22 protein-coding genes are annotated in these 25,826 nt (G+C 65.2%); 9 read left to right on the top strand and 13 right to left on the bottom strand.

Features of this window, described 5'->3' with window-relative positions:
• Window positions 1-6: 6 nt before the first annotated feature.
• Window positions 7-2,532 (top strand): circularly permuted type 2 ATP-grasp protein, encoded by a 2,526-nt coding sequence (locus ACM42_RS14950; protein WP_271528641.1) that lies wholly within the window; start codon window positions 7-9, stop codon window positions 2,530-2,532.
• On the top strand, window positions 2,529-3,407 hold the full coding sequence (locus ACM42_RS14945; RefSeq protein ID WP_271528640.1) for a transglutaminase family protein: 879 nt from the start codon (window positions 2,529-2,531) through the stop codon (window positions 3,405-3,407). The genes ACM42_RS14950 and ACM42_RS14945 overlap by 4 nt, the downstream gene beginning before the upstream one ends.
• Before the next feature lie 139 nt (window positions 3,408-3,546).
• On the opposite strand, the gene ACM42_RS14940 is transcribed toward ACM42_RS14945, so the two are convergent.
• Window positions 3,547-3,732: a hypothetical protein gene (locus ACM42_RS14940; RefSeq protein WP_271528639.1), complete on the bottom strand. Its 186-nt coding sequence runs from the start codon at window positions 3,730-3,732 to the stop codon at window positions 3,547-3,549.
• A 356-nt stretch (window positions 3,733-4,088) separates the two neighbouring features.
• On the opposite strand from ACM42_RS14940, the gene ACM42_RS14935 reads away from it, so the two are divergent.
• A complete protein-coding gene (locus tag ACM42_RS14935) occupies window positions 4,089-5,063 on the top strand; it encodes an ABC transporter substrate-binding protein (RefSeq protein WP_271528638.1) in 975 nt (324 codons plus the stop codon).
• Window positions 5,064-5,218: 155 nt separating this feature from the next.
• On the opposite strand, the gene ACM42_RS14930 is transcribed toward ACM42_RS14935, so the two are convergent.
• From ACM42_RS14930 to ACM42_RS14910, 5 genes are all read right to left on the bottom strand, one after another.
• Entirely contained in the window at window positions 5,219-6,043 is an 825-nt protein-coding gene (locus ACM42_RS14930) for a phosphodiesterase (RefSeq protein WP_271528637.1), read from the bottom strand.
• A gap of 68 nt (window positions 6,044-6,111) precedes the next feature.
• Window positions 6,112-7,392 carry an ABC transporter substrate-binding protein gene (locus ACM42_RS14925; protein WP_271528636.1) on the bottom strand — a complete coding sequence of 427 codons (1,281 nt, stop codon included), beginning with the start codon at window positions 7,390-7,392 and terminating at the stop codon, window positions 6,112-6,114.
• A 28-nt stretch (window positions 7,393-7,420) separates the two neighbouring features.
• Window positions 7,421-8,257, bottom strand: coding sequence for a carbohydrate ABC transporter permease (locus tag ACM42_RS14920; protein ID WP_271528635.1), 837 nt, complete (start codon window positions 8,255-8,257; stop codon window positions 7,421-7,423).
• Window positions 8,254-9,201, bottom strand: a complete 948-nt coding sequence (locus ACM42_RS14915; protein ID WP_271528634.1) for a carbohydrate ABC transporter permease — start codon at window positions 9,199-9,201, stop codon at window positions 8,254-8,256. Before ACM42_RS14915 ends, ACM42_RS14920 begins: the two co-directional genes overlap by 4 nt.
• Window positions 9,194-10,345 carry an ABC transporter ATP-binding protein gene (locus ACM42_RS14910; protein ID WP_271528633.1) on the bottom strand — a complete coding sequence of 384 codons (1,152 nt, stop codon included), beginning with the start codon at window positions 10,343-10,345 and terminating at the stop codon, window positions 9,194-9,196. Before ACM42_RS14910 ends, ACM42_RS14915 begins: the two co-directional genes overlap by 8 nt.
• Window positions 10,346-10,501: 156 nt before the next feature.
• Here ACM42_RS14910 and ACM42_RS14905 point away from each other — a divergent pair, with 156 nt between their 5' ends.
• From ACM42_RS14905 to ACM42_RS14880, 6 genes are all read left to right on the top strand, one after another.
• Entirely contained in the window at window positions 10,502-11,401 is a 900-nt protein-coding gene (locus ACM42_RS14905; protein ID WP_271528632.1) for a LysR family transcriptional regulator, read from the top strand.
• A 226-nt stretch (window positions 11,402-11,627) separates the two neighbouring features.
• Complete coding sequence (locus ACM42_RS14900; protein ID WP_271528631.1) at window positions 11,628-12,455, top strand: HD domain-containing protein; 828 nt, start codon at window positions 11,628-11,630, stop codon at window positions 12,453-12,455.
• A gap of 114 nt (window positions 12,456-12,569) precedes the next feature.
• Entirely contained in the window at window positions 12,570-13,466 is an 897-nt protein-coding gene (locus ACM42_RS14895; protein WP_271528630.1) for an alpha/beta fold hydrolase, read from the top strand.
• A 151-nt stretch (window positions 13,467-13,617) separates the two neighbouring features.
• Window positions 13,618-14,193, top strand: a complete 576-nt coding sequence (locus tag ACM42_RS14890; protein WP_271528629.1) for an HdeD family acid-resistance protein — start codon at window positions 13,618-13,620, stop codon at window positions 14,191-14,193.
• Between the two features lie 194 nt (window positions 14,194-14,387).
• Window positions 14,388-15,599: an ABC transporter substrate-binding protein gene (locus ACM42_RS14885; RefSeq protein WP_271528628.1), complete on the top strand. Its 1,212-nt coding sequence runs from the start codon at window positions 14,388-14,390 to the stop codon at window positions 15,597-15,599.
• A gap of 183 nt (window positions 15,600-15,782) precedes the next feature.
• Complete coding sequence (locus tag ACM42_RS14880) at window positions 15,783-16,997, top strand: acyl-CoA dehydrogenase family protein (protein WP_271528627.1); 1,215 nt, start codon at window positions 15,783-15,785, stop codon at window positions 16,995-16,997.
• A gap of 129 nt (window positions 16,998-17,126) precedes the next feature.
• Here the strand turns inward: ACM42_RS14880 and arsA are convergent, their stop codons facing one another.
• From arsA to ACM42_RS14845, 7 genes are all read right to left on the bottom strand, one after another.
• A complete protein-coding gene (gene arsA / locus ACM42_RS14875; protein ID WP_271528626.1) occupies window positions 17,127-18,881 on the bottom strand; it encodes an arsenical pump-driving ATPase in 1,755 nt (584 codons plus the stop codon).
• Between the two features lie 71 nt (window positions 18,882-18,952).
• Window positions 18,953-20,140, bottom strand: coding sequence for an acetyl-CoA C-acyltransferase (locus ACM42_RS14870; protein WP_271528625.1), 1,188 nt, complete (start codon window positions 20,138-20,140; stop codon window positions 18,953-18,955).
• Window positions 20,141-20,416: 276 nt separating this feature from the next.
• Window positions 20,417-21,934 carry a M81 family metallopeptidase gene (locus tag ACM42_RS14865; RefSeq protein ID WP_271528624.1) on the bottom strand — a complete coding sequence of 506 codons (1,518 nt, stop codon included), beginning with the start codon at window positions 21,932-21,934 and terminating at the stop codon, window positions 20,417-20,419.
• Window positions 21,931-22,920: an ABC transporter ATP-binding protein gene (locus ACM42_RS14860; RefSeq protein WP_271528623.1), complete on the bottom strand. Its 990-nt coding sequence runs from the start codon at window positions 22,918-22,920 to the stop codon at window positions 21,931-21,933. Before ACM42_RS14860 ends, ACM42_RS14865 begins: the two co-directional genes overlap by 4 nt.
• Entirely contained in the window at window positions 22,917-23,939 is a 1,023-nt protein-coding gene (locus ACM42_RS14855; RefSeq protein WP_271528622.1) for an ABC transporter ATP-binding protein, read from the bottom strand. The genes ACM42_RS14860 and ACM42_RS14855 overlap by 4 nt, the downstream gene beginning before the upstream one ends.
• Window positions 23,936-24,841: an ABC transporter permease gene (locus ACM42_RS14850; protein ID WP_271528621.1), complete on the bottom strand. Its 906-nt coding sequence runs from the start codon at window positions 24,839-24,841 to the stop codon at window positions 23,936-23,938. The genes ACM42_RS14855 and ACM42_RS14850 overlap by 4 nt, the downstream gene beginning before the upstream one ends.
• A 4-nt stretch (window positions 24,842-24,845) precedes the next feature.
• Complete coding sequence (locus tag ACM42_RS14845) at window positions 24,846-25,763, bottom strand: ABC transporter permease (protein ID WP_271528620.1); 918 nt, start codon at window positions 25,761-25,763, stop codon at window positions 24,846-24,848.
• Window positions 25,764-25,826: the final 63 nt, after the last annotated feature.

Genomic DNA, 25,826 nt, shown 5'->3' with positions numbered 1-25,826 from the left:
ACGCGCATGGGCGAGGGCGCAGCCGAACAGGATGACAAGGCGGGGAAGGCGCAAGGCCAGCGTGAAGGCCAGCGCCGCCTCGCGCAATGGGTCCGCGACTATAGCCGGCTGCCCGGCATCCCCGACGAATTCCTGGCGCCGGACGGCACCCCGCGCGCGGTCTGGAGCCGCTTCTTCGACGCCTTCGGCGCGCTGGCGCCCGACGAGATCGAACGGCGCTTCGGCATGGCCGACCGCCATCTCCGCGAGGCCGGCGTCACCTACCGCGCGCCCGGCGACGACGCGGACCGGCCGTGGTCGATCAGCCATCTCCCGCTTTTGATCGACGAGGCCGACTGGCGGCAGCTTTGCGCCGGCATCACCCAGCGCGCCGAGCTGCTGGAGCGCGTGCTGCGCGACATCTATGGCGAGGGCCGGCTCGTTGCCGAAGGCGCGCTGCCGGCGGCCGCGATCGCCGGCAGCCCCGAATATCTCCGTCCCATCTGCGGCGTGCCGCCGCCCGGCGGGCGTTATCTCTCGATCTATGCCGCCGATGTCGGCCGCGGCCCCGACGGCCGCTGGTGGGTGCTCGGCGACCGCAGCCAGGCGCCATCGGGCGCGGGCTACGCGCTGGAGAACCGCCTGGTGCTCTCGCGTGCCTTCTCCGACCTCTACAAGTCGATGAACGTGCCGCGCGTCGCGCCGTTCTTCGAGGCGTTCCGCGACTCTCTTCGCGCGCGCGCCGACCGCGACGAGCCGCGGATCGGCGTGCTCACCCCCGGCAGCTTCAGCGAGACCTATTTCGAGCACGCGACGCTGGCGCGCTATCTCGGCTTCCTGCTGGTCGAGGGCGACGACCTCGCGGTCAGCGACAACCGCGTCCACATCCGCACCGTGGCTGGCCTGAAACGGCTCGACGTGCTGTTGCGCCGGGTCGATTCCAACTCGCTCGATCCGCTCGAGCTCGATGCCTCCTCGCGGCTCGGGGTCCCCGGCCTGATCGACGTGCTGCGCAAGGACGGCGTCGTCGTCGCCAACATGCCGGGCTCGGGCGTCCTGGAGGCGCGGGCGCTGCTCGGCTTCCTGCCGGCGCTCAGCCGCCGCCTGCTCGGGGAAGACCTGAAGATGCCGCACATCGCGACCTGGTGGTGCGGCCAGCGCGCGGCGCGCGACGAGGTGCTGGCGCGGCTCGACGAGGTCGCGATCGAAGGCGCCTACCGGCGCGGCGTGCCCGGGTTCGACAGCAACGGTCCGGTGCTCGCGAGCGAGCTGGATGCCGCCGACCGCCAGCGCCTGGTCGACGCCATCACCGCGCGCGGCATGGACTATGTCGGCCAGGAGGTGGTGCGGCTCTCGACCATGCCGGTGTGGGAGCAGGGCCAGCTCACGCCGCGTCCGTTCGTGCTGCGCGTGTTCGCGGCCGCCACGCCCGACGGCTGGGCCATCATGCCCGGCGGCTTCTGCCGCATCGCCGAGCAGCCGGACGCGCGCGCTGTGTCGATGGGCGACGGCGCGCGCGCCGCCGACGTCTGGGTGGTCTCCGACAAGCAGGTCCCGACCGCGACGCTGCTGCCGGCGACCGACAAGGTGCGCATCCGCCGCATCGCCGGCGTGCTGCCGAGCCGTGCCGCCGACAATCTGTTCTGGCTCGGCCGCTACCTCGAACGCGCCGAGGCGACGCTGCGGCTGGTGCGCGCTTTGGGCTCGCCGAGCGGACCCAACAAGGGCACCGCGGCCTCGCTGCAATCGGCCGAACGCATCCAGCGCCTGCTGGTGGCCTGGGGCGCGATCTCGCAGACGTCGCGGACGGCGCCCGGGCGCATCACGGCCGAAGCGTTGCAGAGCGCGGAGCGTTTCGGCTCGGCACTGTCGCTGGTGCGCGCGGCACAACGCACGGCGACCTCCTTGCGCGAGCGCCTGTCGCCCGATGCCTGGCAGGTCATCACCGAGATGGCCGAGCGTCTTGCCTACGAGGTCGAGGACGAGGACAGTGTGCTCAGCGCAGCCGAGCTGACCTTGCAGGAGCTTGCGAGCTTTGCGGGCCTCGCGCAGGAGAACATGAATCGCGCCGCCGGCTGGCGTTTCCTCGACATCGGCCGCCGCGCTGAACGCGCCATCAACACCACGCGCTTCACGCGCCAGTTCGCCTATGACGAGGCCGGCGACGAGGATCTCGACATCCTGCTGACGCTGGTCGATTGCCAGATCACCTACCGCTCGCGTTACCTGCTGGCGCCGATCCTGGCGCCGGTGCGCGACCTCGCCGTGCTCGACGGCTACAATCCGCGATCGGTGGCGTTCCAGGTGACGACGCTGAACGAGCACATTGCCGCGCTGCCGAGCCTGAAGGAGCACGGCCTGATCGAGAAGCCGCAGCGGCTCGCGGTGGCGATTCAGGCGATGCTCGCGACCGCGGAGGCCGAGAAGCTCGAGGTCAAGACCCTGTTCGCGCTGGAGCAGGATCTGCTCAGCCTTGCCGACGCGATCGGACAGCACTATTTCCCGCACGGTCCCAATGCCAGCCGGCCGGAAAAGCTGACGGGGCTGGCGTGATCTACGACATTCGTCACGTCACCACCTACGAGTACGAGCATCCCGTCAGCTTCGCCCGCTGCACGCTGCGGCTGGAGCCGAGAAGCGGCGGCGGCCAGGAGCTGATCTCGCACGATCTCGAGATCCATCCGCGCCCGGCCGAGCGCAATGTGCGGCGCGATTTCTTCGGTACGCTCACCGAGAGCGTCGTGATCGAAGCCGCGCATCGCAATTTGCGCATCGACTCGCGCTCGCGGGTTTCGGTGTCTCGCAAACCGCCGGCGCGCGATGCGGTCAGCCCGCCCTGGGAGAGCGTCCGCGACATCGCGTTCGAAGCCACCAGCCTCGGGCCGTCCTCGCCCGTCGGCTACGTCTTTGCGAGCCCCCTGGTGCCGGTGCTGCGCCCGGTCAGCGCCTATGCCGCGGAGAGCTTTGCGCCCGGCGCGGGCATCCTCAAGGGCGCGGTCGATCTGATGCATCGCATCCGCAACCAGTTCCGCTACGACCCCAAGGCCACGGTGATCTCGACACCGCTCGACGAGGTCTTCGACAAGCGTCACGGCGTCTGCCAGGACTTTGCCCATGTGATGATTGCAGGGCTGCGCGGGCTCGGCCTGCCGGCGGCCTATGTCAGCGGATATCTGCGCACCATTCCGCCGCCGGGCCGGCCGCGTTTGCAGGGCGCCGATGCCACCCATGCCTGGGTGTCGTTGTGGTGCGGGCCGGAGTTCGGCTGGATCGATCTCGATCCGACCAACGATGTCCTCATCGGCAACGATCACATCGTGCTTGCGGTCGGCCGGGATTTTTCCGACGTCTCGCCGGTTGACGGCGTCATCGTCGGCTCGCAGAAACAGAAGCTCGGCGTCGCCGTCGACGTGCTGCAGGTGGAGTAGGGCGTGTACTCATAAGCGTCGGCCTACCAACGCAAAGCGGAAGCCTGCCATCTAGAATGTGATCGGCAGCTTGTTGACCCGAAGCAGACGTCGTCGTCTTAGCCATCGATGTGGCCGAGCCTCAAGCGCCGCCCGCTTGCTATTTGGAGAGAAACCAGATGGCTGGTGCGGAAATCAAGCCGAGGACCACCAGCATCAGCATGAGGCGGCCGAACTTACCCCAAATGCCAAGTTCAGAGAACTCGCGGTTCGGCATTTTGTCCAGCCAACGGCGGAAGCGAGTCAAGTGCGGTCCCAGTCCGCTTAGATCCATCCATTCCAGCATTCAAACTCTCGCTATCCGAGATATTGGCAGACGCGCGTTAACCCGAGCTTGAATCCACGTTTAGAATTGAGGCCGGTGTCTCCACCCTTTGCGAAATGCCTGCCGAGACCGAGCAAGTCCGATTGGCGGTGCAGACCGGAAGTGTTCGGGACTTAGCGAAAACGGCGCTTGTGACCCAACCCGGACATCCGGGGACTGCGCAACCTCTACCGAGGAGGCTCACGATCAACGAAATATGCCCCCCGGATACGCCTTTGGACTCATCTCGGGCTGACGGTTATTTCACCGGCTCAACCCATTCAAAATTCCGAGTTGCGTGCGCATATTGTAGCGGTAGCGCACCGCGAGGTGACTTAATGAAACGCCGCGATTTTGTCACTCTTCTCGGCGCTGCCGTAGTAGCCTTGCCCCTTGCAGTCCACGCGCAGCAACCAGCGGTGCCGCGGGTCGGCTACGTCTGGAGCGGCGTTCGCGGGACGGACGTGTACTACCAGACCGGATTCCGTCAAGGACTAGCAGACCTTGGATATGTAGTGGGGCGCAACCTGCTGCTCGAAGAACGCTACGCCGACGGAAAGCCGGAGCGCGTTCCTGCGCTGATCGCTGAACTCCTCACGCTCAACGTCGATGTTCTCGTGACCCCAGGCACACCCACTTCGCAGGCTGCGCAACGTGCAACATCCACCGTGCCGATCGTCTGCATGAGCGGAGATCCAGTCAGAGCCGGTCTTGTGGCAAGCCTTGCCCAGCCAGGCGGCAACATCACTGGGCTGTCGCAGCTCTCCGGCGATTACGGCGTCAAGTGGCTGGAGCTGCTGAAGGAGGCGGCACCGAAAATGCGTCGTGTCGCCGTGTTGTGGAATCCTGACAATCCGACGACCGCCAACCAAGTCGAACTCATGCAAAACGCGGCACCCGGGCTCGGTCTCGAGTTGACAGCCCTCTCGGTGCGGCTCGCGGAAATCGAGAACAGCTTCGCCGCGCTGGGAGAGAGCGGCCTCGATGGCGTCGTCGTCACCGACGATCCATCGCTGATACCCCTCGTTCCCCGGCTGATCGCGCTCACCGCAGAACGGCGCTTACCGGCGATCTATCCATTCCGCGATTCGGCTCAGAGAGGAGGACTGATGTCGTACTCGGCCAATCTTTTCAAACTATGGCAACGCGCCGCGGGTTATGTTGATCGCATTCTCAAAGGGGCGCGTCCGGCGGAGCTACCGGTCCAGCAGACGACGGAGGTGACCCTGAATATCAACCTCAAGACCGCTAAGGCGCTCGATCTCGACATTTCAATGACGTTGCTCGCCCGCGCCGACGAGGTGATCGAATAGATGATTGCGGCGGTGCATGAGTCCGTTCCTGGCCCATCTCCGACCTAGGGTGAGGGATGCCAACGAGCCACTATTAGAGGTGGAGCGGAATCTACAAGAGGTGCAGCGCGGGTTTATGAGTGCACTCCCTGGTAATGGTCGGCGCTTCCCTGAGTTCAGCGCACCATGGTCTCGCGATTCCACGCCTTGTAGTCGGGCGAACCTTGGGTGCGGATGGGACCGTCATAGCCGTACTCCACCATGTGCACGGTCACATAGTCCTCCCCAAGAAATGCGACGCCGTAGGATTGCGGCAGGTCGCAGGCGCTCAGCAGGCTCGTCTCGGAGAATAGCGGAAAGCTCGCATGGTTGGTGCCGCGCAGCGACGAGACGGGGACGCCGGCAATCGAGCCTGCAAGAGGCAAGTGACAATGGCCGAAGAAGACGTGGCGGATATTCGCCCGATGGCGACTGATGAGACGCCGGAACGCTGCATCGTCCAGCAGGCCGATCTGGTCGAACGGGACGAGATGCACCGGCATGGGGTTGTGGTGCATGAAGAGCAGGAATGGCCCGTCATGCTCGGCAAGCCGTGCCTCGAGCCAACCAAGACGATCTTCGCAATAGCGGCCGGCGTGGGTTTCCGGGTGGGCGGTGTCGAGGAACAGGCAGCGGCCGGCGGCGGTATCGTGGATGCCCTGGACGAAGCCGTTGTCGTCGGCGAGGTCGGGGAAGATGCTCAGGAAGGCGGCGCGCCGGTCGTGGTTGCCGATGCATAGCCGCACCGGCAGCGGATATTCGTCGAGGCGCTGCTTGAGCCATTGATAATCGGCGAGATCGCCCCAATCCGAGAGGTCGCCGGTGATCACCATCAGTTCGGCGTCATGATGATCCTTCAGCGCGTGCGCCAGCGCCAGCTCGAAATTGACCCGCGGATCGCGGCCGCCGATGGTCGAGCCGGGTGCGGTCAGGTGAATGTCGCTCAGATGAAGCAGTTTCATCGCCATCTCCAGTCATTGGTGCGGCACGGGGCGCCGATGGCGTCCCGTGCCGGCGGATGTCAGGATCTTCAGCGCGCCGCGCCGGTGGTCTTCGGCAGCAGCTTCTGCACGTCCGCGGTCATGTCGGCGAGGACGGCCTCGGGCTCCTTGGCGCGGGCGCCCGAGATGATCGAGTTGAGATGATCCTTGATCACGTCGGTGATCTTCAGGCCGTTGTCGCCGGGGAAGGCGTACCACTTGGTGAGCAGCGCGAGCTGGCTGACCGCGGTGTAGTTATTGGGGTTCTTGACGTAGAAGTCCTTCAGATAGACTTCGTTGGCGACCTTGTTCGGCGGCATGTAACCGGTGGTCTCCGCCATGATCGCGGCGCCCTTGGGGCCGGTCCAGAACTTCACCGCCTCCCAGGCCGCGTCGCGCTTGGCCTTGTCCTTGGCGAGGATCAGCACGACATTGCCGCCGGCCGGCAGCCGGCCGTTCGGAGAGACGACGTCCGGGAACGGGATCGTCTTCAGCGCGAACTTGCCGCCGGTCATCTGCGTGACCTTGTTGAGGTCCGAGGTCGAGGTGATGTGGAAGCCGGTCTTGCCGGCCGCGAACGTCGCGCGCATCGACGGCTGGTCGAGATTGGGCATGCCGGCCTCGTTGACGAGCCGCGCAATCGTGTTGATGGCGAACTTGCCTTCCGCCCCGTCGAACGCGACCTTGGTCTCGTCGGCGTTGAGCATGGTGCCGCCGCGCGCGAACACCGGCGCCTGCCACAGCCAGTTGCCGGTGATGTCCCAGGCATAGGTGACGCCGTTGGTGTCGTTGCCGAGCGCCTTGACCTTCTTGGCAAGCGCGATGAGCTCGTCCCAGGTCTTCGGCAGGTTGTTCACGTCGCCGCCGGCCTGCTTCACGAGGTCGAGATTGACGTAGACGATGGGCAGGGAGATCGCAAAGGGAAGGGCATAGACTTTGCCGCCGGCGGTGCCGATGTCGTACATCGCCTGGTGGAAGCCCTGCTTGTCGAAATCCTTTTCGGCCGCGATATAGCCGTCGAGCGGGGCCGGGATGTTCTTGTCGACCAGGACACGGATGCGGTTCAGTCCCTGGAAGGACACGTCCGGCATCTGGTTGGTGACGGCTTCGCGCAGCACCTTCTGGGTGGCGTCCTCGTAGGACTCGTAAGGCGCCCGCATGGTGACCTTGATCTCCGGGTGCACCTTGGCGAACTCCTCGGCGATGCGCTTGTGGGTCTCTGTGAACAGCTCCGGATAGGGATACTGCATCACGATCTCGGTCTGGGTCTGCGCGAGGGCAGAGCCGGCCGCAAGCGACAGAGCCGCCGCGGCGATGATGGACTTCAGCATGGATAGACTCCTGTTTGAGGTGACGCGGTTACTTGATGCCGGTGAGGGTGATGCCCTCGATGAAACGGCGCTGGGCGAAGAGAAAGGCGATGACGAGCGGCGCGATGATCACCATCGCCGCGGCCATCAGCGGGCCGTAGCTGGTGCCGGCCTCATTGTTGCGGAAATGCGCGACCGCAAGCGGCGGCGTACGCAGCTGCTCGCTGTTGAGCACGATCAGCGGCCAGAAGTAGTCGTTCCAATGCGCGACCACGGAGAAGATGCCGAAGGCGGTCACGGCCGGAATCGCGGCCGGCAGCATCACCCGCCAGACGATACCGAACTCGGAGATGCCGTCCATGCGCGCGGCATCGACGAGATCGTCGGGCACCGTCTTGAAGAACTGGCGCATCAGGAAGATGCCGAACACCGAGATCGTGAAGGGCAGGACGAGCGCGGCATAGCTGTCGAGCAGGCCGGCCTTGTGCAGCATCAGGAAGACGGGAATCGCGGTCGCCTGCGGGGGGATCAGGATTCCGAACAGCACGAGCGCGAACAGCGCCTCGCGGCCGCGGAAGCGAAGTTTCGCGAGCGCGTAGGCCGCCGGCAGCGCCACCATGACCTGCAGCACGAAGATCGAGACCGTGACGATGACGCCGTTGAGCAGGAAGCGCAGCAGATTGGCCTTGGCGAAGGCTTCGTGCAGGTTCTCCGCCAGCGCGAAATGGTGCGGGATCAGGTGCAGCTCGCTGGAAAAGATCTCGGTCTGCGGCTTGGATGCGGTCGAGATCATCCAGATGAAGGGTGCCAGCATGAGCGCGGCGCCCGCGATCAGGAGCACGTGGCGGAGGATCGCCCGGAACGGGATGGGATGCGCGTAGCTCATGTATAGTGCACGCCGCGATCGGCGAGCCTCGATTTGATCAGGGTGAGCAGGAGAACGAAGACCAGGAAGACGACGGTGATCGCCGCGGCATAGCCTGAACGGAAGAACTCGAAGCCTTCCGTGTACATGGTGTGGATCAGCACCTCGGTGGATTTCGACGGGCCGCCCTTGGTCAATACGTGCACGGTGTCGAACACCTGGAAGGACCGGATGCCGGAGATCACGACGACGAAAGTCGTGACCGGCCCCAGCATCGGCCAGGTCACGAGGCGGAAGCGGGCCCAGCCGCTCGACGCGCCGTCGATTTCGGCTGCCTCGTAGAGCTGCTTGGGAATGGAGACGAGGCCGGCGAGAAACAGCACCATGTTGAAGCCGACCGCCTGCCAGATGCCGATCGCGCACAGGGCATAGAGGGCGGTGCTGCGGTCCTGCAGCCAGGAAAAGGCCGGCAGCCCGGCGCCGCGCAACATCCCGTTCACCAGGCCGAATTGCGGGTGCAGCATGAACTCCCACACCACCGCCATGGCGATCAGGGTCGCCATGACGGGCAGGAAATAGATCGTCCGGTAGAGGCTGCGCAGGCTGGTGCCGCTCTGGATCAGAAGCGCGATGGCAAGGCCTGCGATCACGGCGCCGGGCACCACGATTACGACGTAAGCCAGCGTGTTGCGCAGCGCGGTCCAGAACACCTTGTCGGCGAACAGGTCCTGGTAGTTGGCGAGGCCGATCCAGGAGAAATGCGGCGCGCCGAGCTGATAGTCGGTGAAGGAGAGGGCGATCACGCCGGCGAGCGGACCAAGCAGCATGATCAGCATCAGCGCCGCGGCCGGCGTCACCAGGGCGTAAGCGGAGTATGTCCGCCGGCTGCCATGGGCCGGCAGCGTGCGCCGTGTCGCGCCTGCGGGAGCGATGGCCGCGCCAATGGTCATGGAGCCGTCAGACATGGGCGGGCTCACGGACGCGCTCGGGCTGCTCCAGTCTGATCTCGATCCGTTTCCCGGCCGGATCGAAAATCCGCACCGCGTCGGGGGCGAAACCGAAGGTGACGGAGCTCGCCATCGCAGGCAAATGCCTGACGTCCGCGAGCCGCGCGATCAGGCGCAGTCCGGCGCCTTCGATCGCAAGGTGCACGAAAGCTTCCGCACCGAGATTCTCCAGATGGACCACGGTTCCGGAGAAAGGACCCGCGCCGACGTCGATCCGCTCCGGGCGGACGCCGACGCGGCATTCGCCGGCCGCCGCATTGCACGAGAGCTTCAGGGTAGTCCCGAGCACGTCGATGCCGCCGTCCTTGCGGATCCGGCCGGGGAGGACGTTGATCTTGGGGCTGCCGATGAATTCGGCGACACGGATGTCGTCGGGGTCGTTGTAGATCTCTGCAGGCGTCCCGGCCTGAATCAATTCACCGCCCATCATGACGGCGATCCGGCTCGACATCGTCATCGCCTCGGCCTGGTCGTGCGTGACGTAGACGAACGTCGCCTTGAGACGGCGATGCAGCTCGGCGAGTTCTGCGCGCATATGGACACGCAGCTTTGCGTCGAGATTGGAGAGCGGCTCATCGAACAGGAAAGCCAGCGGCTCGCGCACCATGGCGCGTCCGACCGCGACGCGCTGCCGCTGTCCGCCGGACAATTGCCCGGGCTTGCGCCGCAGCAATGGCGCGATGTCGAGCTGCTCGGCGATCCCTTCGACGTCGGCCCGGATGTGCCGTTCCTTGGCGCGCCGGCCGGGCAGCAGCGTGCCGAGCAGCGGCAGCCGTTCGATCGCCGAGAGGCGCCGCATCCGCAACGGCACTGCAATGTTGTCGAAGGTACTCAGATGCGGGTAGAGCGCGTAGGATTGGAAGACCATCGCGAGGTTGCGCGCGCTCGGGCGAATGGCGTCCACGGGGCGGCCGTCGATGTGGACCTGGCCGGAATTCTGCGGCTCGAGGCCGGCAATGATGCGGAGCAGGGTCGACTTGCCGCAGCCGGAAGGACCGACCAGCGAGATGAACTCGCCGTCCTCAATTCGGAAATCAATGCCCTTCAGGACGTCGGTGCCGTCAAAGGACTTGCGGATTGCGGAAAGTTCGATCTGCGCCATGCGCGCTTGGTCCCCTGCTGGCCTTGTTGCGGCGCATGAGGAGTAGGGAGCGCATCTGACATTCACATAACGGTCAATGGCGGTCCCTATGGTCATCCCAGGTTTTGCTTTTGCCGGGTCCAGAAGACGGGGAGTATCGATTTTGGGGGTGTTGTGGTGGCGTTGACGTCGTCGCGCGTCCGGGCCGTCAATGCGGTGTTCGAGACCGGCAGCTTTGCGGCCGGAGCGAGGCGGCTGGGGGTGTCGCAGCCGGCCGTTGCCCAGCTTGTCCGCGATCTGGAGGCCGAGTTCGCGGTTGCGCTGTTCGACCGGCACGGCCAGACTCTGATCGCGACGCCGCTGTGCCGCCGGCTCTACGCAGCGACGAGCCGCATGCAGGCGATCGAGGCGGACGCACTGGCCATCCTGCAGCAGCGCGATGAGCTCACGGGAGGTGAGCTCCGCATCGGGCTCGGCAACGCCATGCCGGGCATGGCGCTGATCGCGGCGTTCCGTAATCTGTATCCGAAGATCCAGATCAACATCGAGATCGGCAGCTGGTCGGCGATCATGGCCGCCGTGGTCGATCAGCGCGTCGACGTTGCCGTCTTGCCCGAGGTGCCGCAGGACAACCGCTTCCGGCGCGAGCCCTGCGTGCAGCAGCGCGTCGTGGCGATCTGTCATCCCGTTCACGAGCTCAGTCGTGAATCGCGCGTGTCCATCGCCGGCCTCGTGCAATATCCGCTGGTCTTTCGGACCCGGGATTCCGCGACCCAGCGCGCCGTGGACAGGGCTCTCCGCGCCGTCAACCTGCGCGCCACTCCCGCGATCATCGTCAATACACGCGAGGGGATGCTGGAGGCGGTCGCCAACCGGCTTGGTGTCGGCTTTGTCTGGGAGCACGGCTCGAGCCGCATCGACCGGATCGCGAAGGTGGCGATCACGGAGATCGAGGCGGAGTCACCCGAATACATCTTCTCGCTGGCCGGCAAACGCGGCAAGCTGGTCGAGCTGTTCTATCTGGCCAGAAGTCTTTCGCGCTCGGCCGAAGGTGCCGCCATGCTGGCCGCGCCCTGATGCGGCAATCGGGCCTGGAGTCGACCCCGGCCCTCCGGCGCCTTGGTTGTGGTGTACTGTGGCGTCAACCATGATGTTGCGCGGCGGGACGGCAAGATATTTACGTATTTTTGCTCCGGAGTTTGGTGACCCGGCCCAAGATGGGCTATGCTTCCCGCTACGTCGAGGACAAGAATGAGACGTCGGGAGATGGCATGGGACACCAGCGGCGGACGGGGCTGCATCCATGATGACGCTACCGAGACTGGCGGCCGAAACCCTCGAGAAGATGCTGGGCTCGTTCATGCGTCGCCGGTACGACGAGACCTCTGCCAGGGTTCTGGAGGGATCGACGCGCACCGCGATGGAATGCATCGGCAACAGCGACGCGCTCTATCACAACATCGAGCATACGATGCTTGTGACGCTCGCTGCCCAGGCGATTCTCACCGGACGCAATCTCCACGCGCATCTTGAGGCGGAAGATTACCTCCACATCCTGATCGCCTGCCTCGCGCATGACATCGGCTATGTCCGCGGCCTGTTTCCGGAGGATGACGAAGACGGTTTCATCGTCGACGAGGCCGGGACCAAGGTGTCGCTGCCGCGCGGCGCGTCGGATGCCAGTCTGATGATGTATCACGTCGATCGCTCGAAGCTCTTCGTGCGGCGGCGGTTGCCGCCCATCCGCGGCCTCGACTCTGAGCGCATCGCCCGCGCCATCGAAGGCACGCGCTTCCCGGCCCGCGAGGGCCAGGAATACGACGAGGAAGCCTCGATCCTGCGCGCAGCCGACTTCATCGGCCAGCTCGGCGATCCCAACTATCTGCGCAAGGCCAACGCGCTCTATTACGAGTTCGAGGAGGTCGGCATCAACCGTCAGCTCGGCTACGACTCGCCCGCCGACATCGTCAACCGCTACCCGCAATTCTATTGGAACAGCGTCGCACCGCACATCCAGACCGAGATCGGCTATCTCAACAAGACCGAGATCGGCCGGCAATGGATCGCCAACCTCTACAGCAACGTGTTCCGTGCCGAACGCGACATCTCGCTGTCCGGTCCGCAGAGATAGGCCGGGTTCCTGCAGCCCGGATGAGCGCCGCGATATCCGGGGGGAGATGACGCCTGATCCCGGATCTCGCTGCGCTCATCCGGGCTACGATCGCGATCAACCGCTGAGCAAATCATGCAACAGAAAACCATTGCCACGGATGTTCTCGACATCGCCTATCGCGAATACGGCGCGCCGGACGGCTGGCCCTGCATCCTCGGGCACGGCTTTCCCTATGACGTGAACGCCTACGCGGTCGCCGCGCCGATCATCGCCGAGGCAGGCGCACGGGTGCTGGTGCCCTGGCTGCGCGGCTATGGCCCGACGCGCTTTCGTTCCGCCGAGACGCTGCGGTCCGGCGAGCAGGCCGCGCTTGGCGCCGATCTTCTAGCGTTCATGGATGCGCTCGGCATCGAGCGCGCCGTCGTCGGTGGCTATGACTGGGGCGGACGTGCGGCTTGCGTGGTCTCGGCGCTCCATCCGGAACGCGTGATCGGGCTCGTCTCCGGCAATTCCTACAACATCCAGAACATCGCCCGCGCCATGGAACCGGCCTCGCCGCCGGAGGAGGCGGCACTCTGGTATCAATATCTCTTCCACAACGAGCGCGGCCGCCGCGCGCTGGAGCGCAACCGCCGCGGCTTTGCCCGTCAGCTCTGGGCGATGTGGTCGCCCAAATGGTCGTTCGACGACGCGACGTTCGAAGCAAGCGCTGTGTCCTTCGATAATTCCGATTTCGTCGATGTCGTGATTCACTCCTATCGCCACCGCTACGCGCTGGTGGCGGGCGACCCCGCCTATGCCGCGATCGAGGCGAAGCTCGCCGCCCAGCCGCCGATCCGCGTTCCGACGATTGCGATCGATGGCGACAGCGACGGCGTCAATCCCGGCACGGCCCACCACGCGCGCAAGTTCGAGGGGTTTTTCGAGCGGCGCGTCTTCAAGGATGCCGGCCACAACCTGCCGCAGGAGCGGCCCGCCGAATGGGCCCAGGCCGTGCTCGACGTTCGCAACGCTGCCGAGCGCGCCTGATCATTGCAGGACATGGCAGACGTATTCGCTGCATTCGATCTTGATTTGCGTCAATGTTGCTGCCGATGAGGAGTGTTCTGCTGGCTGTCGTCCCGGTCCGGTTCATGCTATCTTGAATTGTGCCTCCGGGCTTTGCACAGGAGTGGCGGCCATGACGAGTGCTTCGGATACGTCTCACCAGGCGAGCCTCGGTTCGGGCATCGCCGCGCTGCATGCCAAATGGGGCTGGATCGTCGCGCTCGGCGTCGTCTATGTGATCGCCGGCTTCGTCGCTCTCGGCAGCGTCGTGATGGCGACGGTGGCGAGCGTGATCGTGGTTGGCGCGATGATGATCGTGGCTGGTGTCGCCGAGGTGATCGGCGCATTCCAGGTGAAGAGCTGGGGAAAATTCCTGATCTGGGCGCTGCTCGGCGTGCTCTATATCGTCGCCGGCTTCCTGACCTTCGCGAATCCGCTGCTCGCGGCAGTCCTGCTGACGCTGTTTTTGGGGGCATCGCTGATCGCCTCGGGCGCCGTCAGGCTCTTTCTCGCCTTCAGCATGAAACGCGAGAGCCCGTGGGTGTGGGTTGCGCTATCCGGCGCGATCACGTTGCTGCTCGGCCTGCTCATCGTGGCGCGCTGGCCCGTGAACAGCGTCTACATCCTCGGCCTGTTTCTCGGTATCGACCTGATCATGGCCGGTGCCGGCTGGATCAGCCTCGGCTTTGGCTTGAAGCGGCGAGGCTGAGCGCAGATCCCTCTTCGTCTCTCCCGTCGGGACAGGTGAAGCGAGGGCTTCATGCGCCAGGCCGACGCGGGCCATCAGCAACTCGACGCAAGACCATCTTGCGTAACTCCGCTGATCTGACGCGCTGACAATAAAGCAGCACGCCGCGCAAGCGTTGACCGCTTCGCGCGGGCGATCATCACCGGGGAGAAACCATGAGAGCCGCTTTGGCCCTGGCCGCAGCGCTGGCTGCCGGCTGCCTGTCCACGTCCGTTTCCGCGCAAAAATCCTACGGTCCCGGCGTCAGCGACACCGAGATCAAGATCGGCAACACCATGCCCTATAGCGGCCCGGCCTCGCCGCTCAGCATCACGGGCAGGGTGATCTCGGCCTATTTCGACGAGATCAACGAGAAGGGCGGAGTTGGCGGCCGCAAGCTCAATCTGATCTCGCTGGACGATGCCTTCTCCCCGCCCAAGACCATGGAAGCGGCGCGGCGCCTCGTCGAGGGCGACGGCGTCGCCTTCATCTTCGCGACCATGGGCACCGCGCCGAGCTCGGCCATCGCGAAGTATCTCAACAGCAACAAGGTGCCGCAGCTCTTCTTGATCAGTTCGGCCTCGAAGTGGAACGATCCCGCCAACATGCCCTGGTCGATGGCGCTGCCCTGGGCGCCGAACTACACCAGCGAGGCCGCGATCGACGTCGCCTATGCACGCGCCAAGAACCCGAATGCGCGCTTCGCGGTGCTCTATCAGAACGACGATGCCGGCAAGGAATATCTGCGCGGCGTCAAGGAGGCGCTCGGCGCCGACGCCGACAAGGCGATCGCGATGGCCTCGAGCTTCGAGGTCGCCGACCCAACCGTCGATTCCCAGGTGCTGACGCTGGCCAATACCAAGGCCGACGTCTTCCTGATCTATTCGGTGACGCCGCGCGCCTGCGCGCAGGCGATCCGGAAAGCCCATGAGGTCGGCTGGAGGCCGACGCGCTTCCTCGCGAGCGGCTGTGCCAACAAGGCGACCGTGATGGTGCCGGCCGGCCTCGACGCGGGCAAGGGCGTGCTGTCGCTCGGCTCGCTCAAGCCGTTCGTCGCCGAGCCCAAGGACGATCCGGCGATGACGGCCTATATCGATTTCATGAAGCGCCGCCTGCCCAATGCCGACGTCAACAACGTCGCCGGCCTCTATGGCTATACCGTCGCCGAGGCGCTGGTGGTCCTGCTGAGGCAGTGCAAGGACAATCTGACGCGCGAGAACATCATGGCGCAGGCGGCCAACCTGAAGAACGTTCCGCTGTCGCTCTTGATGCCCGGCATCACCCTCAACACCACGCCGCAGGATTTCCGCCCGATCAAGGACGGCTACATGCTCCAGTTCGACGGCAACGACTGGGTCGTGGCGAGCGAGCTCCTGCGCGGCACGTGAAGGGTAGGCCGCAGAGACGGTGCACCCTCTCCCCTTGTGGGAGAGGGTGGATGCGCGAAGCGCAGCCGGGTGAGGGGTATGGCTCCGCGAGTCGTCTCTACATTTGAACTCGCGGAAACAACCCCTCATCCGGCGCTTCGCGCCACCTTCTCCCACAAGGGGAGAAGGGAACAGGAGACCACCATGGACTTTCAACACTCTCCCCGTTCGCTCGAGCTGCAGGACCGCGTCCGCCAGTTCATGCGGACGCATGTCGAGCCGGTCGAGGAGCTCTATTACGAGCAGGTCAAGCCGGAAGCATCGCGCTACAAGACGCCGGCTGTCTTGCAGGACCTGAAGCGGCTGGCACGCGAGCAGGGGCTCTGGAACCTGTTCCTGTCCGGCGAGCATGGCCCGGGCCTGACCAATCTCGAATATGCGCCCGTGAAGGAGATCATGGGCCGCATCCTCTGGGCGCCCGAGGTGTTCAACTGCTCGGCGCCCGACGTCGGCAACATGGAGGTGCTCGCCAATTACGGCACGAAGGCGCAGCAGGAACGCTGGCTGAAGCCGCTGCTGGAGGGACGCATCCGCTCTGGCTTCTCCATGACGGAGCCGCAGGTTGCCTCCAGCGACGCCACCAACATCCAGTGCGAGATCCGCCGCGACGGCGGCGACTACGTCGTCAACGGCCGCAAATGGTTCACGTCAGGCGCGATGAACGAGGATTGCGAGATCCTGATCGTGATGGGCAAGACCGCGCCGGATCATCCCGACCGCCATCGCCAGCAATCCATGATCCTGGTGCCGAAGAATACGCCCGGCGTGCGCATCGTCCGCGACATGCTCACTTACGGCTATGACGACGCCCCGGTCGGCCACCCCGAGATCGTCTACGAGAATGTCCGCGTGCCCGCGGAGAACATTTTGCTCGGCGAAGGCCGCGGCTTCGAGATCGCGCAAGGCCGGCTCGGCCCCGGCCGCATCCACCATTGCATGCGGCTGATCGGCTGCGCCCAACGCGCGCTGGAATTGATGTGCCAGCGCGCGGTCTCGCGCACGGCTTTCGGCAAGCCGCTCGCCGAGCAGGGCTCGGTGCGCGAGGACATCGCGCACTCCTTCTGCGAGATCGCGCAGGCGCGCCTCTTGACGCTGCAGGCCGCCGACAAGATGGACCGTGAAGGCAACAAGGCCGCGCGCGACCTGATCGCGGCGGCCAAGATCGTGGTGCCCAGCATGGCCGCCCGCGTCATCGACCGCGCCATCCAGATCCACGGCGCCGCCGGCGTCTCCCAGGACACCTTCCTCGCGCGCGCCTATGTCTACGCCCGCTTCATCCGCATCGGCGACGGGCCGGACCAGGTGCATCTCGCCGCTGTGGGCAAGGAGCTGATCCGGCGTGGCGGGGTGATGGGGTAGGGCTGCGACTTTCCTGCGGCAGGCAGTCGCAAGACCCGCTCATGATTATATTGCGATCGTAGCGCAAGCGAGCAATTGCTGTGCTTCGCCTTTTGACCCTGCCGCAGACGTCACACCGTCAAACAACGTTCATGACAGACTGCGCAGCTCTTCCACGCCGATTGGCGGCTTTACGCGCCATCCGACAATGAAAGCGCGCCTTGCGAGCCCGTTCCGAACGCGAGCGATCTGCGTTCGCTCTCGATCGAGCCGAAGCCGCAGCAGGGGATCGCGAGTTCCCGAGACGGCGAGGCTCTTGTTGATGACCCAGCCGTATGGTTCGACGCCGGCGCGTCGCAAATCATCCTGAAGGGAGGCGGCCTCGGAAACCGGCGTCGTCTCCGGCAGCGCCACGAGGATGATCTTTGTGTGGTTGGGATCCTGCAGCCTCATCAACGGGGTAACGATACGTCCTGCACCGGTCGGTGCAACCTGGCTCGTCATCTGGCGGTGATAGGCGCCGGTCGCGTCCAGCAGTAGGAGCGTGTGGCCTGTCGGCGCCGTATCGAGCACGACGAAAGCGCTCCGGGCCTCCGCAACAATGTGTGAGAAGGCGTGGAACACGGCGACCTCTTCGGTACATGGCGAAGCGAGGTCTTCGAGCAGCAGAGCCTTGGCCTGCTCGTCCAGGTCCCGGCCCCGGCTCGCCATTATCTTTGCGACATACCGCTCCGTTTCAACCCGGGGGTCGATCCGGTCGACCGTCAGACCGGGCATGACGCCATCGACGACGAAGCTGACGTGAGCTGCGGGATCGGTCGTGCTGAGATGAACGGCATGACCGCGCTTGGCCAATCCCGCGGCGATGGCCGCGGCGATCGTCGTCTTTCCGACGCCCCCCTTACCCATGACCATGATGAGGCCATGCTTGCCCTGCGCGATATCATCGACCAACCGATTCAGGCCCGGCAGGTCGACCGGTTCAGTGCCGGGCTCGGTGGATACAAGCGGTGGCTGATGGGTCGGCGACAAAAGTGCCCGCAGAGCCACCAGGCCGACGATGTCGAACCCAAGCAGAGGAATTTCGTCGCGCTGCAGTTTCGTGAGCGATGCAGGCATTGCGGCCAGTGCCTCGTCCTGATCCCGCTCGAGGGCAACTGCGACGACATCGGTCGGGTCCGTGGCGTGGAAGCGCCCATTCACCACGAGAAGCTGGTTCGAGAGATTGAGCGCGTCAAGTTCGGCCGCCGTTCTGGCCGCCTCGCGGATCGCACCCCGGTCGGCGCGGGTGACCAGAATGATGGTGGTCTGCTTGGAATTGCCCAAGGCTTGGAGCGCCTTGCGAAAGCGATCCTCCTGCATCTTCAGACCTGAATGCGGCCCGAGGCAGGATGCTCCCCGATCGTTGTCCTTGAGAAAGCCGGTCCATGCCTTTGGCAGGCTCAGGAGCCGCAACGTGTGACCGGTCGGGGCGGTGTCGAATATGATGTGATCGAACCCCGCGATATCGCCGTCCAGCAGTCCCACGAACTCGTCAAAGGCAGCTATTTCGGTGGTGCAGGCGCCGGAGAGCTGCTCGCGCACGGTCGATCGCTCGTCAGGGGGAACCTCCGCTCCGAGTTGCTCGAGCACTTTAATGCGATAGTTCTCGGCCGCAGCCTCGGGATCGATATTCATCGCCGAAAGTCCGGTCGCGTTTGGCACCGGGGTGGGGCGATCGGTCAAAGTGACCTCGAGCATCTCGTCGAGATTCGACGCAGGGTCGGTGCTGACGATGAGGACGCGCAGTCCGCGGTCGGCCAGGCTAACGGCCGTGGCGCACGCAAGAGAGGTCTTGCCCACTCCCCCCTTGCCGGTAAAGAACAGATATGGTGTTGGGGCGGTCAGCGCGCGAAAGTGGGGCAATATAGGCAGTCCTCAGGCCGCAGAGGTCACGCGACATGATCCGATCGGTCCGGATGCCGCGTGAGCACTGCTCAATTCATCGATTCAAGCGCAAGCGCAATCCCCTGACCGCCGCCGATGCAGAGAGTGACGATACCCTTTTGGATACCGTCGCGCTTCATCGAATGCAGCAATCGAGTGGTCAGCACCGCGCCGCTGGCTCCGATCGGGTGACCATGTGCGATCGCACCGCCTTCCACATTGACGATGCTTGCATCGAGACCCAGGTCCTTCGCAACCGCAATTGCGATCGCCGCGAAGGCTTCGTTGATCTCGATGCGCTGGACATCCGATACCTTCCAGCCGGCCCGTTCGAGCGCCTGCTTCACTGCCGGCACCGGCCCCAAGCCGAACATGCCTGGTTCGACAGCGCCTATCCCGTAGGCGACCAGACGCGCCATCGGCAGCAAACCCTTCTTGTCGGCCCAGGCGCGATCGGCGACGATCATCGCCGACGCGCCGGTATTGAGCCCGGGCGCGTTACCGGCGGTAATGGTGCCGTCTTTACGGAAGGCTGGCTTCAGCTTGCCGAGGCTTTCCATCGTCGTATCGGGCCGGTTGTGCTCATCCTTGTCGAAATGTGCTGGACCCTTGCGGGAGGCAATTTCGACCGCAGCGATTTCTGCGGCGAACTTGCCGGCAGCCTGGGCCGCGGAAAATCGCTTTTGCGAGCGTTCGGCCCAACGGTCTTGCTCTTCGCGGGTGATCTGATGCGAGGCTGCGAGATCCTCGGTATGCCATCCGGAATGTTGCCCGGAGAAGGCGTCATTCAGGCCGTCCATCAGCATCGCATCGAAGATCTTCGCATCGCCCATGCGATAGCCCCAGCGCCCGGAACCCATGAGATACGGCGCGCGGTCCATGTTCTCCATGCCCCCGGCAACCGCGCTGTCGACGAACCCGAGCATCACCTCCTGGGCCGCGCTTGCAATCGCCTGAGCACCGGAGCCACAGACCCGGTTGACCGTCAGTGCCGGGACAGCGACGGGAACGCCGCCATTGATGGCCGCTTGCCGGGCTGGATTCATCTTGTTGCCGGCCTGGATCACGTTGCCCATGACGATGGTGCCGACATCGCCGGGCGACAGCTTTGCGCGCTCGAGCGTTGCACGGATCGCCACGGCGCCGAGATCGACAGCCGGCAAATCCTTCAGCGTGCCGCCATACGTGCCGATGGCGGTGCGCACGGGCGAACAGATCACGACTTCCTTGTTGGCCATTGGTCATCTCTCGCTTTCGGCTGCATCGCTCGGCGATGGGGCATCTTGTGGAGTTTATGAACAACTCGGCCGAGGCTCTGTTGAGATGGATCAACGGAGCGGAGGAACCAATCTGAATCAATGGTCCGATCTCGGCCTCAGGCGGGCAAGCGCTTCATCCGGCGACGGGCCGGATCAGGTGCATCTTGCCGCCTGCGCAAGGAGCGGATCAAGCGCGGCGGGGTAGGGCCAGTGGCCTCGGCGGCGCGCCGTCGAGCAGAAGCCCGAGCGGACAGGTCAACCTGGCATGATCTCGTCGAGCGGCCAGATGGGACGGCGGACTCTTCGGTAGGAAAGCTTGGTGTGGTCATTGGTGGCAAGGCCGCCGCTATCGGCCAGGATCACCTCCTTGGCCATGGGTCCGAAGGCAGCTCGGAAGTGGTGCGCAGACTTGACCGCGACGATCCGGAATTGAGCCGGTTCTGCTCCGAGAATTCGGAACATTTCCTGATCGTAGGTCTGCAGCGTGTTGGTCGAAATTGCGATGGAGATGCCGTTGACCTCGAGCAAGGCCGCGGGCCCGAGCGACATGGGCTGACCGGCATTCATCGGCCCCTCGCATACGAAGGCGCCGTCCGACAGGCCGGTCACCCGCCCGGTCAGCTTGAGCGGAGGTCCGTAGCTGGCGGGATGGCGCTTGGCACCGACAACGACATCCAGGCTGGCTCCAAGGCCCGCGGCGTGGCAGCGGGCCGCGGTTTCGGGGTCGCCGAGGACACCGAAGAGCACGCTTCCGACCTCCGCCTGTAGCAGCGCCTCCAATAGACGGACACCATCGCCGTAGGCGCCAGAACCCGGGTTGTCGCTGCAGTCAGCGATCACGAGGGGACGGGTGTCCGCGACATCCGCTGCGGCTGCGACGGCAAGCTTCGTCGCGGTCGGCAAGTCGAGCACCGCTACGGTGGCCTCGGCGCGCCGGTGGTACATCTCGTCGTTGAGCGCGGCCGCGGCCTGCCGCGCGGCCGCCTCGGCGGCGTTGTGGGAGGCATCGTAGGTGACCTGAACGCTGGGGCCGACCTCGGCAATGTCTGCGAGGCTGAAGCCCGCGCAGACATCGACGGACAAGAGGCCGGGCGTTTGCGCCTGCATGTCCGCGGCGCGCGCCAGCAGGTCGCTCATCACGCCGCCCTGGGTCCGGCCGTGATTGCATCCTTCGAGCAGAGGTCCCTGCAGGCGGAAGACTTTCGGGCGGATCGTGCCGTCCATCGCCGACTGCAGCAGTTCAGCGGCGCGGAACGCCGTCTCATACTGGTCGATATGCGGGTAGGTTCGGTAGGGCAGCATGATGTTGGCGAGCCGGCCCATACGTTCGGTGACGTTGGCGTGCAAGTCGAGCGTCACCGCAATCGGGATCGTTTCGCCCAGACGCTTGCGCAATCCTTCGAGCAGCGCACCCTCGGCGTCGTCGTCGGTCTCGGTCACCATCGCGCCGTGCAATGCGAGGATGATGGCGTCGAGCGGGCCCGTTTCGCAGGCCTCGTAGATCAGGCGCTGCAGTTCGGCCCAGCACTCGGCCGTCACCTTCCCGGATGGGGTGGCCGCGGCGGCGACCGGCTGGACCAGGGTCCAGCCGTAACGTTTGGCTGCGGCCAGATGCGCGGCGATCTCCATCCTGGTGTCGGTCAGCGCCGCGGCGATCTCGGCATCCAGGAGAAGCAGCCGCTTGCGATAGTCCTCGATCGTCGTGGGAACGATCGAAAAGGTGTTGGTCTCGTGCGCGATTTGCGCCGAGAGAACGCGTCGCGTCTGGCTCATGGGTTTCCTTCTTGGTCTTGCTTATGCCGTGGCCGGAGATGGCACTCGACGCGCCCATGGTCGTCGCGCAGAGGTTCCGGGCGCTGATGCCGGCAAACGTCCATCATGGCGGGACAGCGAGGATGGAAAGCGCAGCCGCTGGGCGGGTCCATGGGATTCGGATAGGAGATGCCGAGATGCGTGTCCGGGATGCCGAGGCCGGGCTCCGGGGTCAGAACCGATTGCAACAGGGCGGTCGTGTAAGGGTGACGAGCCTCGGCGAAGAGGCGCGTAGTCGAGGACACCTCGACGATGCGGCCGAGATACATGACCGCGACCCGGTTGGCGATATGCTCGACCACTGCAAGGTTGTGGCTGATCAGCAGGTATGTGAGGCCCAGCTCCTTCTGCAGATCGAGCAGCAGGTTGAGGATCTGGGATTGGACCGAGACGTCGAGGGCCGAGGTGGGCTCGTCGCAGATGATCACCTCGGGTTGCATGACAAGGGCGCGCGCAATGGCCACCCGCTGCCGCTGGCCGCCCGACATTTGGCCCGGATAGCTGTCGGCAACGCGACGTGGCAGTCCCACGAGGTCGAGCGTCCTGACGACCGTCCGCTCTCGTTCGGCGGAGGTGCCGATGGCGTGGACGTCCAGCGGCGCGGCGACGATCTGCGACACGGTCTTGCGCGGGTTCAGAGAGGAATAGGGGTCCTGGAACACCGGTTGGATGCGGCGGGCCCGCGCTTTCGGATCGGCTGCGGCGAGCGTCTGGCCGTCGATCAGCACTTCGCCGGACGACGGCGCCAGCAGTCCGAGCAGGATGCGCGACAGTGTCGTTTTCCCGCAGCCGGATTCGCCGACCAGGCCCAGCGCCTCGCCGCGGCGCAGGCTCAGCGACACGTCGTCGACGGCTTTCAGCGTCGCCGTCCCGCGCATCAGTCCGCGGCTGACCCGGAAATTGCGAGTGACACCGCGCAGCTCGAGGATGGGTGACTGTTCGTTCATGCCGGGACCGCTGCGCCGCCATTGGCCAGAACGCAACGCACCGCGTGCTCCGGACCGAGGGGATGGAGCGGCACGGTCCGCCGGCAAGGATCGTGCGCCTGGCTGCAGCGCTCGCGGAAGCCGCATTCCAGCAGGGGGCCGATGAGCGAGGGCACGATGCCCGGTATGCTGCCGAGATGCTTGCCGGGTTGCGTGCGCCCCGGAACCGGAATGCAGCTGAGCAGCCCCTTGGTATAGGGATGCCGGGGCGCGCCGAAGATCTCCTGCGCAGTGCCAGTCTCGACGATCTCGCCGGCATACATCACGGCGACACGATCGGCGACGCGGGCGACGACGCCGAGATCGTGGGTGATCAGGACCAGCGCGAGACCCATCTCGCGCTTCAACTCCAGCAGCAGGTGCAGGATCTGCGCCTGCGTGGTGACGTCGAGCGCTGTGGTCGGTTCGTCGGCGATGATCAGCTCCGGTCCGCACATCAGCGTCATGGCGATCATCACGCGCTGACGAAGGCCGCCGGAAAGCTGGTGGGGGTATTGGGCAAGTCTCCGTTCTGACGCCGTGATGCCAACCCGCTCCAGCAGATGCATGGCGCGCTCGCGCGCCTCTCGGCGGCCGGCGCGGCGATGACACAGCAGCGCCTCCATCAACTGGTCGCCGACGCTGTAGGCCGGGTTCAGCGAGGTCATGGGCTCCTGGAAGATCATCGCCATGCGGTTGCCGCGCAACGCCGCCATGCGTCGGTCCGACATCCGCTCCAGGTTCTGCCCGTCGAAGGTCAGCTGCGCCGCGCTACGTTGGGCCTTGCGCGGCAGGAGGCCCATCACGGCCAACGAGGTCATGGACTTGCCGCAACCGGACTCGCCGACGATGCAAAGCGTTTCGCCGCGCTTGACGTCGAAGGAGATGCCGCGCACGGCGTGCAGCATGCCGTGCTCCAGCGGCAAGTCGACATGCAGATCCTTGACCACGAGGAGCGGCGCGTTGATCGCAGTCCCGGTCGTTGCCATGCTTTCGCTCATGACCGCCCCTCCGGCGCCATGACGTCGCGCAGGCCGTCGCCCAGGAGGTTGATGGCCAGGACCAGCAGGAACAACGCGGCCCCCGGAATGGTGATGAGCCAGGATTTGACGAACATCACCCTGCGTCCCTCTGAAACCATGAGGCCCCAGGATGGAGTCGGAGGCTGCACCCCGAGGCCGAGAAAGGACAGGGCAGCTTCCAGCAGGATGGCGTGCGCCATTTCCAGGGTGGCAACGACGATCAAGGCGCCGAGCACGTTGGGTAATATCTCCGAGCAGATGATGCGCCAGACCGACATGCCCACGGCTTGCGCGGCAATCACATACTCCAGATCGCGCACCTGACGGGTGGCGCTTCGCATGACGACCGCAAAGCGGTCCCAGAGCAGGAGGCCGAGCACCAGCACCACGATGAGCAGGGAGCTGCCCGCAATGGCGACGACCGCCAGTGCGACCAGGATCACCGGCATCGAAAGACGTGTCGTGACGACGAAGTTCACCACGTGGTCGACGCGACCGCCGAAATAGCCGGCCGCGATGCCGATCGCGGTGCCGATGAGGCCGGAAATCACCATCGTCACCAGGCCGATGATCAGCGATACGCGCGAGCCGTAGATCATGCGGCTGAGATAGTCGCGGCCGAGCTGGTCGGTGCCCAGCGGATGCGCCCAGCTACCCTTGGCGGCCCACACCGGGTCGATCAATCGCCGGGTCAGGTCCTGGGCATAGGGATCGTGGGGTGCCAGCCAGGGCGCTGCCAGGGCGACGACGATGCAGACGATCAGCAGGCCGCCGCCAAACATGACGCCTCCGTGGCGGAGGGCTCGGCGGCGCATCCGCGCCCAGGGAGTGAGCGGTACGAATGTCTCGCGGGTCAGGGGTGTCGCAGTTGCATCGCTCATGGCGTCAGGCCACCCTGATCCTGGGGTCGAGCCAGGCATTGAAGAGGTCGGCGAGCAGCGCGAGGAAGATGTAGATGACGGAGAGCATCAGCACGATGCCTTGCACGACGGTGTAATCGGAGCGCTGCAGGGAGATCCAGGCAAGTTCGCCCACGCCGGGCATCGCAAAGACAGATTCGATCACGATCGAACCGCTCAGCATGAAGCCGAACTGCACTGCAGCCAGGGCAACGACCGGGATGACGGCGTTGCGCAAGGCGTGCTTGAACAGCACCTTGCCAGTCCTCAGGCCTTTGGCGCGAGCGGTGCGGATATAGTCGGAATCCAGCACCTCGACCATGCCGGCACGGGTCAGCCGCATGATCGCCGGCGCCGCATAGTAGCCGAGCGCGATGGCCGGCATGATGTAGTGCGCCACACTTCCGGTCCCCGAAATCGGCAGCAATCGCCACCACACGCCGAACACCAGGATCAGCATCAATGCAAACCAGAAGCTGGGCATGGCTTGGCCGAAAACGGCAATCCACAGACACGCGCGGTCGAGCAGGCTGTTCGGCCTGAGCGCGGCGATCACACCGAGCGGGATCGACAGCAGGATCGCGAAGGCGAGGGCGAGCCCGCCAAGCGCCAGTGTCACCGGGAGCCGTTCGGCGATCAGTTCGAGCACGGGAACGTGGAAATACACCGAGCGACCAAGGTCGCCCGACAGCACCTTGGCGGCCCAATCGAGGTACTGGACTGGTAGCGGGCGGTCGAAGCCGAACTGACGACGCACGGTCGCGATGTCGGCTGGCGTCGCCCCTTCTCCGGCCACTGCCACAGCAATGTCGCCCGAGGCGCGCAGCAGGCCGAACGCCACCACCGAAACAGTGATGGCGACCAGCAGGGCCAACCCCAGGCGTTTGACGAGAAAGCCGAACATGTCTGCCCTTCAGATGCTTGCGGCCCCGGCGGAGGCGACCGCGTGTCCCCACGAGACCCGCGC

The organism is Bradyrhizobium sp. CCBAU 25338, assembly GCF_028128965.1.
Taxonomy (GTDB): Bacteria; Pseudomonadota; Alphaproteobacteria; order Rhizobiales; family Xanthobacteraceae; genus Bradyrhizobium; species Bradyrhizobium liaoningense.
This window is presented reverse-complemented; position numbering and strand designations above follow the sequence as displayed.

Excerpts from the sequence above, each read along its gene's own strand:
- ACM42_RS14910 (WP_271528633.1), bottom strand. The coding sequence starts at position 10,345 with ATGGCGCAGATCGAACTTTCCGCAATCCGCAAGTCCTTTGACGGCACC.
- ACM42_RS14900 (WP_271528631.1), top strand. The coding sequence starts at position 11,628 with ATGATGACGCTACCGAGACTGGCGGCCGAAACCCTCGAGAAGATGCTG.
- ACM42_RS14870 (WP_271528625.1), bottom strand. The coding sequence starts at position 20,140 with ATGGCCAACAAGGAAGTCGTGATCTGTTCGCCCGTGCGCACCGCCATC.
- ACM42_RS14935 (WP_271528638.1), top strand. The coding sequence starts at position 4,089 with ATGAAACGCCGCGATTTTGTCACTCTTCTCGGCGCTGCCGTAGTAGCC.
- ACM42_RS14940 (WP_271528639.1), bottom strand. The coding sequence starts at position 3,732 with ATGCTGGAATGGATGGATCTAAGCGGACTGGGACCGCACTTGACTCGC.
- ACM42_RS14915 (WP_271528634.1), bottom strand. The coding sequence starts at position 9,201 with ATGTCTGACGGCTCCATGACCATTGGCGCGGCCATCGCTCCCGCAGGC.
- ACM42_RS14880 (WP_271528627.1), top strand. The coding sequence starts at position 15,783 with ATGGACTTTCAACACTCTCCCCGTTCGCTCGAGCTGCAGGACCGCGTC.
- ACM42_RS14890 (WP_271528629.1), top strand. The coding sequence starts at position 13,618 with ATGACGAGTGCTTCGGATACGTCTCACCAGGCGAGCCTCGGTTCGGGC.
- ACM42_RS14950 (WP_271528641.1), top strand. The coding sequence starts at position 7 with ATGGGCGAGGGCGCAGCCGAACAGGATGACAAGGCGGGGAAGGCGCAA.
- ACM42_RS14885 (WP_271528628.1), top strand. The coding sequence starts at position 14,388 with ATGAGAGCCGCTTTGGCCCTGGCCGCAGCGCTGGCTGCCGGCTGCCTG.
- ACM42_RS14860 (WP_271528623.1), bottom strand. The coding sequence starts at position 22,920 with ATGAACGAACAGTCACCCATCCTCGAGCTGCGCGGTGTCACTCGCAAT.
- ACM42_RS14920 (WP_271528635.1), bottom strand. The coding sequence starts at position 8,257 with ATGAGCTACGCGCATCCCATCCCGTTCCGGGCGATCCTCCGCCACGTG.
- ACM42_RS14845 (WP_271528620.1), bottom strand. The coding sequence starts at position 25,763 with ATGTTCGGCTTTCTCGTCAAACGCCTGGGGTTGGCCCTGCTGGTCGCC.
- ACM42_RS14865 (WP_271528624.1), bottom strand. The coding sequence starts at position 21,934 with ATGAGCCAGACGCGACGCGTTCTCTCGGCGCAAATCGCGCACGAGACC.
- ACM42_RS14925 (WP_271528636.1), bottom strand. The coding sequence starts at position 7,392 with ATGCTGAAGTCCATCATCGCCGCGGCGGCTCTGTCGCTTGCGGCCGGC.
- ACM42_RS14895 (WP_271528630.1), top strand. The coding sequence starts at position 12,570 with ATGCAACAGAAAACCATTGCCACGGATGTTCTCGACATCGCCTATCGC.
- ACM42_RS14850 (WP_271528621.1), bottom strand. The coding sequence starts at position 24,841 with ATGAGCGATGCAACTGCGACACCCCTGACCCGCGAGACATTCGTACCG.
- ACM42_RS14930 (WP_271528637.1), bottom strand. The coding sequence starts at position 6,043 with ATGAAACTGCTTCATCTGAGCGACATTCACCTGACCGCACCCGGCTCG.
- ACM42_RS14855 (WP_271528622.1), bottom strand. The coding sequence starts at position 23,939 with ATGAGCGAAAGCATGGCAACGACCGGGACTGCGATCAACGCGCCGCTC.